This window comes from Epilithonimonas tenax DSM 16811 (assembly GCF_000428485.1).
Taxonomy (GTDB): Bacteria; Bacteroidota; Bacteroidia; order Flavobacteriales; family Weeksellaceae; genus Epilithonimonas; species Epilithonimonas tenax.
Genome location: NZ_AUAA01000001.1, coordinates 191,431 through 204,011 on the forward strand (window position 1 = coordinate 191,431; position 12,581 = coordinate 204,011).

At 40.1% G+C, this 12,581-nt stretch carries 2 protein-coding genes; both read right to left on the reverse strand.

Annotated features, from left to right (window positions below; genetic code table 11):
* Positions 1–272: 272 nt before the first annotated feature.
* Positions 273–6,632 (reverse strand): T9SS type A sorting domain-containing protein, encoded by a 6,360-nt coding sequence (locus F564_RS0100830; protein ID WP_028120923.1) that lies wholly within the window; start codon positions 6,630–6,632, stop codon positions 273–275.
* 695 nt (positions 6,633–7,327) lie between these two features.
* Positions 7,328–12,118, reverse strand: a complete 4,791-nt coding sequence (locus F564_RS0100840; protein WP_028120924.1) for a choice-of-anchor D domain-containing protein — start codon at positions 12,116–12,118, stop codon at positions 7,328–7,330.
* Positions 12,119–12,581: the final 463 nt, after the last annotated feature.

Here is a 12,581-nt window from a genome sequence, read left to right on the forward strand (position 1 = left end):
ATCTTAATTAACCAAAATAAAATAACAATTAATATCATTTTTACACTTAATAAACGTTAATATTCCTGATAAAAAATAATAAAAACACATTCTAAAATGTGTAAAAAATTAACTTATTTGAGTTAATCGCTCTTATCCTCTTACAGACAGAAGATTGGTAAAAAAACCGACTCATAAAAAAAACAATCTCCCCATTATCAGAAATCAAATTAAAAAAAAGCCGCCTCGTACGGCGTACGAGGCGGCTGTGCAAAGAGCTTTACTTACTCTGCTTATTTAATAATTTTCTTCGTTTTGACATCACCAGAATTTTCTGCTTTGATCACGTAAACACCACTTGATAAAACCGAAGCATCCAGTTTGATCGATTTTTCTGTGGTTGAAGATGTGATTAACATTCTACCAGACGTGTCATAGATTTCTATTTTCCCTAAAGATTTAGAAGATCTTAATACAAATGAATCTCCATCTCTGTAAACCGTAAAATCAGATTTTGAACCAGCGTCAGTTCCGAGAACTTCCAGATTTTTATACACAATCTCGAAACGGTTCTCGTCTGCTCCTTTGATGCCGGAGAATGTGTAATCCTGACTTGTCAGATCGGTATACGTATTGGTGATTTTGTCTTTTAAATATATTTTTTGTGCAGATCCAAAGATGCCTTCTTTGCCACCAAGACTTATTTTATAATTTCCACTGGCCGCATATTTTACACCTAACGGAACAACATCATCCTTCACAAATTCTGCCTTACCCTGGATGATCAGTTTTTTACCATCCAATGTGGAGTAAAAAGCATCTGACCCGACAACAAATAGCTCACCATCATAATCGATTTCAAAACCGTTGGTAGCACCCGGAATATATCCCACCAACGCCGTATTCACAATATGAGATGGCGTCGTCATCTTGATCCAGAAACGGTTTTTCGTAGGTTTTTTGGCATTATAAAAATGAGCATCAACATCATAGCCTAATCTCATTGCATTGGTAAAATCGAGAGTACTTCCTGTTCCAGCTTTTTTAGCCTTGATGATGAATCCTTGTCCAACTTTGACAGTTCCGTTCGGTATCGGCGTTGCAGGTGTTGAGGGCTGACCTGGCGCTGGATCTACAAAATCAACAGCAGGCGTACCTCCAGTAAGGTTGTAAACCGCATAATTATTACCACTGTAATTAGAACCCAATTGGCTTGCTGTTGCCGTGATATCATTATTGGTCCAGAAATAAGCCGTTCCATATATTTTGGAATTGTTAGCCGTATAAAGTGCATCAAAATCCAAATTTGAAGGATAAGGGTTACCAATAAGGTTATATCCTTTTGTACAACTGGCCTCCAGAACAGCTGCATCACAAGAATTCTTCAAAAGCTGTGAAGGGATTGGCCCATTGTTCATTTTTCCGTCAAAAACAAAGGTGTCCGCAAGTGCTGGCACTTCTGTTCCTGTTCCTCCAGTCGTTGTGTAGCTATTTTTGCCTTTGATAGCATAGCCGCGACCTGGAACAAAATCAGAAGAAGAACCCAATGTAATCTCACCTGAAACAGCAGTCACAAAGGTGTCTGTGGACTCTTTATAAACGAAGAATCTATTCCACGGTGTTCCTGTACCTCCACCCAATGCTTGATTATAGCCATTGGAGAAGCTATAAAGATTCTGCCCCACAACAGGTGAGCTCCAGAACGTATACCCTTTCGTTGGCAACAATGCTGTGCGTTTCACTGTAATTTTCTGATTAGAATTATTGTCTGCGCCAGCATTTTTCTGCACAAGGTTAGCATCACTTTCCAATATGATCTTACCATCGGAAGGCAATGTGATAGTGCCATTGACAGTAACATCTTTCCCCATTTGAATATTCAATGAACCTGTACTTGTAATTTCTAAATCTTTGGTTTCAAAAGATGTTGGGATTGCATAAGCTCCAATTATTTTTGAGTTTAAAATTGCCGTTGGCCCATCGACATTACTCCAAGCATTTCCATTCCAAACAACGGTACCGTTGGTAGTAGCAGAGATCGTATTAGAATTTGGCGATTGACAAGATCCATTTACAGCTCTCACTCTGTAATAATATTGCGTATCCCGTGTGAGTCCTTCAACTACTTGTGAAATTGTAGATCCTCCAGAAATTACTTTTGGATTGTAACCTACAAGTCTATTATCCTGGTCTATTTTAAAATTATCTAAATAAAACCTATTATCCGCCGTACCTTTAGCTTGAACTCTAACTTTAGAAGTTACTGTACCTCCCGTAATATTTGCCGTAAATGTAGTCATTGCACCTGTCAGTGTAATATCAGAACCAACCGGGATAAATGTAACCCCATCTGGCGCGTGCAATATTTGAACTGACTTATTAGGATCTGTACCATACAATCCTAAATCTACACTCAGCTTAGCAATTCCACTATTTGCGGATAAATCTAAAGTTGGGGTAGTTATTACACCCTTTGTACTACCTGAACCTAATTTTGTATATCCAACCATTTCATATACTTGCGCTCCTGTCCATCCCGGAACAGATAAATAAGAATCTAAAGCAGTTGCTCTATTAGCCGAACCATTATTTACAGTAAATCCTGAAAAATTTTCATAAATTTTTACTTTTTCAAAATCAGGACTCGTACTCACCTCCAATTCATATCCAGTAGCTCCTGCTATGGAATTCCAATTGGCAGTGAATGTTGTAGCGGTAATATCTGTTCCTGCACTTGCTGTTGGTGCAATAAAAGCGGCATTAGCAGATAATGCGACTGTTGGCGTTACGGTTACCCCTCCACCAGAGAAAGTAACATTCCCCGTTGTTGCACCACAAGATGATGACGCGGGCGCAAATCTAACGTAAACAGGTGTTAATGCTAATGATGCTGTCGTGTAAGTTACATTTACAGAATTACCGAAAGTTAAATTATCGGAAGACACCTGATAGTTTGAAGAGGCACTTACGGTAATAGTACTTGGGAATCCGGTTAAGAAATCACCTGTAAGATTAAAGCTTTGACTAGCAGACGTTGCTCCAGGAGCTGTATTTGGAAAAGTTAATGCAGTTGTCCCATTAGTTGACAGTGAAGGTGCCGGTGGCAATACCTGTATTGTAAATGTTGTAGTTGCTGGCATAACTCCGGCCTGATAATCATAAACCCTTACATAATAAGTCGTATTAGCAGCAGCTGCATAAATTAATTCTTCAACTCCACCATCACCAGTACCATCCTTTCCAGCTAAAGCTATATTTTGTCCACAGGCATCACGTATTTCTAAGACCGCATCAAAAGAAGAAGACCCTGCTACTTTGACTGTATAGTTTCCAGCTGCTGATGTATTAAATGAATACCAAACATCATCACTTGCTATCGCATTGGAATAACCATCGAAATTACTGTAAGTCGTACTCAAAGTTGCACCTGCAACATCTCCTGTAATTGGCGCAGCTCCAACTGTTACTGCTGTTCCGGGGCAATTATCATTTGCAGGAGCTGGATATATGATTGCATACTGATTTCCTACCACTATCGAATTTAATCCATTTCTTAAGCTTACTCCTGTAGCCGTAGTGCTATAAGGAGATAATGGTGCAGGATAGGTTGTGTAACTTGTCGTATAATTTCCCAATTCTCCCGGATTAGCAATATTAAACCCAGCTCCATGATAAGTAGCATTTAACCAATTTGGTGTAACTGTTGTTACTGTCGCAGCACTTGATGAAATCACCCATTCCAAATTTACAACTTTCGTGTTGTCATAGACCGCAGCTAAAGGAGCAGAAGAGATTGGTGTTTTCAGGTTTATTCCAAGATCAGAAGTTCCGGTGGTATTGGTTAAGGTAATTGGTGTATATCTCCCAGCTAAATCAACACCTACAGGAAATAATGTTACCACATTACCTACGCTCTGTCTTACAAAACGTCCGTTTCCTGTAGCGCAAGCATAACCATTGGTACCAGCATTAGAGAATGTTGCAGCACTAAGCAAAGTGATGCTACTAGCTCCCAAGTTGATAAACCTAGAAGCAAAATCAATGTTTTTGTTGATGGTGATAGAACTTGATGCAGCCAAATTGACATAGCTACCAGATTTATCAATCTTCAAATAATCAAAAATCGTAGCGCCAGTTAGGTCTTGTTGGGCAGAGCCATTAAATACAACTTGCCGCTCGTTAGGATAAAAATTAGCACCCGTGGCTTTTGTCCAATGACCCGCCAAATACAAATCTCCTCCTACAGCACTACCTAGTCCGAAGTTTCCGTTGTTTACAAGGTTCCCGCCAATTGTTAATCTTCCAGATTTGTTGGCGCCACCGCCGTAATCCATATAGAGAGAGGATCCGCTGTCAATAGTCAAATGAGTTGCAATACCAAGATTGGCAGAGAAAGCAGCTCCGGCTGTATTGGGATAATTTAAAGTGGTGTTATTGGCAACCTGAACTTCATACGGATAACCTGCCCCAGAAGTCGCAGACCATTCCACAGTTCTTCCATAAATCCCTCCCGATTGATATATTAATTTAGAAGTAGCCCCATAAATTGGCGCATTATTCTTGACATAACAATTGGTAACACTGTTGATATTCAAAATACCATTAACAGTGGATATTGAAGCGGAAGACAATCCGAAGTCTAAAACACCATTGGTATTCAAGTTGATGGTAACATTCGCAGCGAACAAAAGCGAACCTACACCAGCATTGTTGGCTACAACTTTACTGCCGTTGAAATTCACCGTTGCTCCGGTGCTTACGGTGGTACTGATGGATTTTGCGCCATCCACATAAATAAATCCACCATCATTATTAAAGGTCAAAGCTCTGCCTTTCAGGTCTATAGCTCCTGTTCCCGCACCGGTAAGGGCCAATACGTTTCCAGAAGCTCCATTGATATGGACATCTGTAAGATTTCCGGCAGCATTGCTTAATGCTACTGTAGTAGCGTTTGTTTTATTAATTTCAATCCTTTCAAAATCGATAGTTCCTCCACCTGTCTTTTGTATGGTTTGTGCAATAGTTCCATTGAAAAAGACTGTTCTCCCATTGGGCTGAAAAGTTGCAGCTGCGGCTTGTGTCCAGTTTCCTGAAACTGTAATATCACCACCGGCACTACTTCCTGCTCCAAGCGCTCCGTTTAAAAGAAGGTTTCCACCAACTACCAACCCGGCACTTCCACCACTATAATTTTGATACAACGCAGAACCAGAATCGATCGTCAGGTTTCCATTGGCTTTGAAAGCTCCTCCACTTCCGTTGGGGAAATTGAGGGTTGTATTATTACTGATTTGAACGCCCTGAGGCAAACCTGCTGTAGTCCCAACAGTTCCTGTTAACTGTGTCCATTCTGCCGCTCTTCCGGGTGCACCGCCTGAGTTATATTTTAACAAAGAAGCACTGCCATAGATTGGGCTTCCAGTGCCAGAAAAACCGTAACCAGCATTTAGTTGTAATGTTCCATTTGTACCAATGGTTATATTGCCTGGATTAGTAATCGTTGAAGAGCTTTGCAATAAGCCTGTAACGGTACGCGCAAACCCCAAAGTTAAAGCACTTCCCGTATTGACAGTCACATTCACAGGCCCATTGGTTGTAGGCCAATAATGACCATTGTTTGCAGTATATGGCGCATTGAATATTAAAGTTCCGTTGGTTCCATACGACAAAGCATTGGTACCACCGGCATCCGAAACCCAACCACCGGCATCCAACTGGAATGAACCATCGATTGTAGTGGAGCCATTATTAATATAGGTTTTACTTGTTACCAAAGTTCCACCAGAGTTGACAACAGTCGTTGTTCCAAGATTTCTGGTTGCATAGGTATCACTATCCATCGTCACAGTGTGCCCTGTGGCAATGATGGCATTTTGGGAAGAAGTTGGCACAACGCCACCATTCCAAGTGGTAGGGTTGGACCAGTTTCCTGTTTTTGTAGAAGTAATTGTTGAGCCTAAAGTCCCACTAACACTTATATCATCAATTGAAAAACTTGGTCTACCTCCACTTCCACCAGTATCTCTATAAATCCATCTTAATTGAACATTTGCCTTATCTTCGGCTGCTATTGGTAAATTAATTGATCTTGTAACGACATTGATTACACCGGTGCCAGAAGTATTATTTGTTGCTTTATCATTTTGATATTCAACTCCTAGGTTAGCAAAAGACCCTGTTGTCCCAACTCTATACTGCAGATCAACTGCTCCTTGTCGCTCATTTGTTGCTTGTCTTTGGGTTCCTATTTTGTAACTAACTGTTATAGATGTGTTCCCTGTAGTATTTATAGCTAATACAATAGCGCTACCATTAGATCCCGTAGATATTAATCCAATTTTACCATTGAAGTCCAAAATACTAGCAGCACTCGATACGGCATTATTACCACCTGCTAAAGTTTTATCCACAGTACCAGGTGTGGTAGGAAAAGAGTTTGTAGGATCATCAACTTTCCATCCTTGCCATCCGGACAGATAAGTTGTAGTTGAGCCCGTAAAAGTCGAGAAATTTTGCGTGTATGGTAAAGCTTGAGCTGTCGGATTCGTTTGTCCCCAAACATTTCCGCTCCATAAAAAGAGCAGTATGGGCAGCAAAAAAACTTTTGTAAAGTCGTGTAGAGATCGTCCGTGCGTGGATAAACTTATTTTCATATTTGTGTTCTTTTCTTGTATTGTAATATCTTTTAAAAAATGTTTGCAAATGTAAACAGAATATTAATATATACAATGTATTAGTGAAAATTTAACGTTAAAACAAACGAACATTTAATTAAATCTACATTGTAATCCAACAAGACTGTTGTTTACAAATAGCTCCACCATGGCTTTATTTCAAAAAAAAACGCTTAAAATTGGGGAGCCTCGTTTAAAATATTAAGAGCGGCGATGGGCAGAATACCGGTATTGATCATTAATTTTATGCAAAGTCAAACCAATCATTTTTCAGATAGACAAAGCGTGCACCCAACGAAGAGATTTCAGGCATTTGCAATGGATGACCAATTGTGACATTTTGTGCTTGTTTTTTACCACCATGAAAACAAAGGTCTTTCACAAGGTTCACAAAGCCTTGTGTTCTTTGGGAAAAACCTTGGTGATCTTTGTTTTATGAGCCATAAAGGATCATTCTTTTAGAATTAAGCAAAAACCCGACAAAAAACATTGGTCGGGTTCAGAATATTTCAAGTTTATGGATCTCCGTTGTTGTTCATCTTGCTTCATTCAATGCAAGGCCCAACAAAGAATGTGGCTGACTAATCATTTTTCAGACAGACCAAGGCGTACACTCAACCAAGAGATATCAAGCATTTGCAATGGATGACGCATTGCGGAGCATCAAAAAAATGTTACTTGATGATTTTCACCGTTCTTACATCTCCCGAGTTTTCAATCTTCATGACATAAACGCCATTGTTAAAAACAGAAACATCCATTCTCATTGATTTATCTGTTGTTTTTTGGCTTTTCACCAGGCGTCCAGACGCATCATATAACTCAATACGACCCAAAATTTTGGAAGAATGGATGACATAATCTTCCCCGTCCCTGTAAACGCTGAAATCTGATTTTGTCAAGGAGCCTGTTCCAAGAACGGCATCTTCCTTATACACGATTTGGAAACGGTTGAGATCTGTTCCTTTGACCGCCTGGAAAACATAGTCCGTCATTGTAAGATTCACCGTTTTATGAAGCAATTGATCTCTCAAATAGATGTTCTGATTTCCGTCAAAAATCCCTTCAGCATTTTTCAGTGAGATTTTATAATTTCCGGATTGAGCATAGACATTTCCCAGATCTACCTGATCATCTGCACTGAAAGTACGTTTCCCCTGAATAGCCAATTTTTTACTGCCTAAAATGGAATAAAATGAATCCGAACCTACGATGAATAATTCTGCATCATAATCAATTTCAAAATCGTTGGTAGCGGTTGGGATATAACCTATCAATAAGGTATTGGTAACATTGGAAGGTGTTGTAAGCCTTAACCAAAATCTATTTTTTTCTGTCCTTTTTTTATTATTAAAAAAGACGCCATTCTCCACAATGCGCATCGCGTTTGTAAAATTAAGCGGCTGATTGGCACCCGCACTTTTCGATTTGACAATGAAACCCTGCCCTACTTTTATGATGTTATTTGGTGTTCCTTCTGCTTCTTCAGGCAGATCCGGAGCAGCATCTATTTCCACTGCAGGTGTGCCTCCGGTGAGATTATAGATGGCATAGTTGTTTCCTGCATAGCCGGAACCCTGCTGTGTTTTAACCGTCATATCATGATTGGTCCAGAAATAGGCGGTGGCATAGATTTTTCCAGAATTCGCAGTGTACAACGCATCAAAATCAATACTTGACGGATAAGGATTACCTATCAGATTATAGCCTTTGTCTGCACCGGAATTTTTTAAATTAACAAAAGAAAGATCACCATTATTTGGTATGCCGGTAAATGCAAATTCAAATGAAGTGGTTGGCATAGTTTCACTGAACTGACTTTGCCCACGGATTGCATAGCCTTTTCCAGTAGTAAAGACAGAAGAATCATTCAACAGGAAAGCTCCTATATTTTTGAAAACATCAGTGGCTTCATCGTATTGCCAGAACCTGTTTTTTGGTGTTCCGCCTAGTAGCCCGCCGCCCGAAAATGTATAAAGATTTTGACCAACCACTGGCGAACTCCAGTAGGTGTATCCCAATTTGGGAAGTTTGGCGAATCTCTTCGCAACAAAATTGCTGGCGGTAAACATGTTTTCCGCATCAGGATCTAGCTGTTGCAGATTGGAATCGCTCGCTAAAACTACCGTTCCATTGTTTACGAAATCACTTTGGATGATCGCATTTGCCGGCACGCTTGTTTTATTAACATCATCTGTGTGTCCAATGAAAAGAGTTTTCCCAGCATTTACCTGACATTCACAAGCTTCTAGTTTGTCATAAGTGATAGCTCCAATGGTGTAAGGCAAGTTAAAATCGCCATCAATAATAGCTTTTTGTGAAGATGTAGGTGGCAAACCGTCACCAGACCACACAGTACCATTCCATGTTTTTTCTGAAACACCTGCAGGTAACTTGCCTTTTAATGTCATATTATCAATCGCCCAAACTTCGTTACTATCATTATTGAACGCAGTAATCCTCACATACAGCTGAGCCACTTTTGGCAAATTGGTGAGCGTTACAGTACTGATACCCGCATCTCCGGTTGATGAAGCAAACTCATCCAGCGTACTGTTGTAAGCAGAAGTCACAGAACCCGATGCTCCAAATCCCCATCTCATATTTGATGTACTGCCTTTGATCAGCAATTCATCTACGAAGGTATTGTTGTCTGTACTGATGGAAATCTTTACATGATCTGTTGCTTCTGCTCCATTTCCTGTGGTGACAGAGAATGACCCCAATCTGAAGCTCAACTCAACATCCTGATAGCCAGAGGTGTTAAAATTAAAATTAAGAATACCTGTTCCGCCGGATACCTGATAACTATTAGACCCTAAAAATTTATTCACAGTGGCATTGGTACCTGCTACGAGTGCATAGGCCGTTCCTCCACTTACAGATCCACCAGTACTGGTATAAGCCCATGCTGGCGCTACCACTGGCGTTTCAAAATCCTGATATCCAATCACTTCAGAAGCTCCCAAAATACCAGCTGCGCAAGTAACATAACTCACTGCATTTCCTTGTACAGCAAAGGTGTAAGGATTCTCGTTATCTGTAGCATCATTATTTACAATGTTTACGGTTGCGTTCTTAACACCAGAAGATGTGGGTGCAAAAGTGACCGTAACAGTCCCGGTAGATCCTACTGCAATAGTAGTACTGGCGGGTGAAATACTAAATTGAGATGCATCTGCACCAGTCATACTCACAGAGGAAATAGTTAAAGCAACATTTCCAGTATTGCTGATGACAAAACTTTTATTAACAGTTGTTGTGTTGGCAGGGTTTACATTCGCAGTCCCAATTAATGTGTAATCTGCCGCACTGATAGCAGTATGACCATCTGCTATGTGATGACCATTGCCCGTAACTGCAATTTCTGGATTTTTCCCTAAACCTAACAGTGTAAAAGTGTAGGACGGATCCGTAAGGTCAGAATTTGCGATGGTAACTACAGCTGTTCTGTCTCCGGCAGAAGCTGGTTGAAATGTCATTGTAAAATCCTGATAAGTCCCACCTGCAATATGATACGGAGCAGAAGCTGTGATGAAAAAATCATTGGTATTGTCTAGGCTTACAGAATAAACATTCAACGCCAAACCGCCTATATTTTCAAGACGAAAAGTTTTGGATTGGGAAGCACCAATATTTTGTGATGCAAATTCTGTATTGTCCAAAGTGCCTGGCGTGGTATCACCATTTGGGATAATATTAGAAGTCGTGCCAGATGTGAAAACACCTCTTACAGTAAGTTCTGCTTTAGGCTCTGTCACTTCCCCATCCAGATCGGCGGTTTTGGTTACCGCATTGGTAGAAACAGCCTGTAGATCATCATCTGTCAGGAAGTTATATTGCCCTTGTGACAAGCCCGCTTTTAGGCGAATATATATTGTAGTAGACGTAACCACATTAGAAGCATTCTTTGCCAAAACTACAGAAGATGAAGGCGATAAAAATGCGGCATTGGTAGAGAGTTCCCAGTTGGCATTGGGTACTGTTACTGTGATATCACCTGCAAGACTGGCACCAGAAACGCTTACACCCTGGCTTGCAGATGGCCCTTGTCCTTGCGAGTAGGTAAATAAAGACGTTGCTGCTGTCAGCGTGACTGTTGGCCTGGAAACATGGATCACAACCTCATTGCTCGTTACTGTTCCACACGCAAAAGTACTTTCACAAACCACATAATAGGTATTTGAGCTTGTAAAATTAGGTGTGTAAGATGTTCCAGTCTGTGACGGGCTGAAAGCTGTGTAAGCACTTCCGGAAGTCGTCGTATATTTCCATACTCTAGAGATAGGTGTGGAAGTTTCCGTAACGGTGAGTGCATTACCATTGACACCCTCCAGAATACTTTGTAAGGCGGTGGGCGCCACACTATTTTTTGCTAAATTAATGCTAAGGTCAGAGCCATTATCTGTACCTATGGTCGTCGGGCTACTTGCTACAACCCGAATCCTGTAAGCCGTTCCCATTGTTGTATTACCTGGGATGCTTGCAGAAACTGTACCCGACAGCGCATCGCTTACCAAAGTCCCAATACTGACTGGACTGGCAAAACTCCCCGAAGCATCTGACAATTGTGCAGTGTAGGTATTGCCATTGTACGTTCCTGTACTTGTAAATGGTACACTGACGGAAGTGCTTGCTGTAGCCGTTACACAAAAAGGACTGCCCGTTACAGCACCTGTTGTTACTGTTGTGCTGGCTGTAGAACTAGCCGTAATACTTGGATTATCAATCCCTAAAGCCTGAGCACTAGATCCCGATACACCAGCACCAGAAACAGAGTACCTCCAACTAAAATAAATATTGGCATTTGCGGCAATGGTAGTTCCTGAAGGTAAAGTGAAAGTTTTACTGACAGATTGCGTAGTGCCAGGAGAAGTTGCAAATCCGTTATTATCCAAATCGGCAGAAAATACAGTTAAAAAATCAGTTCCACAACTTACCCAAGTACTTCCATTTAGGGAATAAAATAATTGAACAGAATAGCCTGACGTATTGTTTCCATTTCTGTATTTTTCAACATCATAGGCTATTTCAAAAGAGGTGGATGGTTCGGAACCTGTATTTCTTAATCCCAAATACAGGAACATCGATTTCAGTGACGTTGCGGTGTTTGAAGTAAGCCCGCCAATAGCTGATTCCGCTGTAGATCCATTGGCATTGAAACGATAGATCCCATTGGTTGCGGTACCAGACATATTATTTCCAGCAGCAAAGCCAGCAAGAGTCACGCTAGAGCTCGCATAAGTTGGAGCCGTAGCTCGTATTATTGTAGAACTGTTTACCCTCCATCCAGATGGTAGAGTTGCCGAAGCAGAAGCACCCAAAGAATTAAAATTCTCTGTAATTGCAGTACCATTCGTATAATCAATCTGCCCAAAAACTGCTAAACTTAAGAAAAATAACAGCGCTAAAAAGCACTTTTGAAAGAGATTTTTCCAAGCATGTACCAATACATCTTTTTTCATTTTGTGTTAAATTTTATTTCACCTCAAAGTTAATATAAAAAATTATTTTTAACAATTATGAGCAAAAAAAGTGAAAATAGTTGCCCGCAAACACACTATTAATGATTTTAATAAAATAAAAAAAAAAAAAAAAACAAGTTTCCTGTAGATGCAAAATAAAAAAAAAGGCACCTAAAGTAGTCATGGTCGGAAGATTTTTTCTTCCGATTTTTTTTGTTTTTTTTAGAAGAAAACAGTGTTAATCAGTTGATTTCCAATACATTAATTTGTTTATTTGTATTGGTTTTTGTATCTTTATAACTGGTAATCAAATAGTTATGTCTGTTTTTAAAGATCACAAAATCTCACTCAAGCAAGTCCTGGAATTTATCCCCGAAGCGCTTTTAAGTCATCTTTCCGCAAGTACAAAAGTGGATTACTACAGCAAGGTGCTTCACGGAAAGAAAATGTTTTATCTGCTCCT

What these genes read in the sequence shown, in the direction of transcription:
- F564_RS0100830 (WP_028120923.1), bottom strand. Translation starts at nt 6,632, where the DNA reads ATGAAAATAAGTTTATCCACGCACGGACGATCTCTACACGACTTTACA.
- F564_RS0100840 (WP_028120924.1), bottom strand. Translation starts at nt 12,118, where the DNA reads ATGAAAAAAGATGTATTGGTACATGCTTGGAAAAATCTCTTTCAAAAG.